This window comes from Halalkalibacter flavus, assembly GCF_036663575.1.
In the GTDB taxonomy this organism is placed as follows: Bacteria; Bacillota; Bacilli; order Bacillales; family Bacillaceae_D; genus Halalkalibacter; species Halalkalibacter flavus.
The window spans coordinates 1-262 of record NZ_JAWRVK010000279.1; the positions used below are offsets into that span (position 1 = coordinate 1).

General features: G+C 42.4%; 1 protein-coding gene. It reads right to left on the reverse strand.

What is annotated here, in order from left to right:
* On the reverse strand, positions 1–262 hold a 262-nt coding region (locus tag SAY88_RS25200; protein ID WP_332635170.1), incomplete at both ends, for a TIM-barrel domain-containing protein.

The window sequence follows — 262 nt, forward strand, 5'->3', positions numbered from 1 at the left end:
CACGTAGGTAATCTTTATACCATTTGGTAGCTTCAGGATTAGTAAAGTCTACGACTCCTTGGCCAGCTTGCCAGAGGTCCCATTGCCAAACGTTACCATCGCTATGTTTAATGAAGTAGCCCTTTTCTTTACCAACCTTAAAGAGCCGGGACTTTTGACTGATATACGGATTTAACCAAACGCAGACTTTTAGACCTTTATCATGAATCCGTGAAATTAAGCCTTCAGGGTCTGGAAAAGCGTCCTTATCCCATTCGAAACT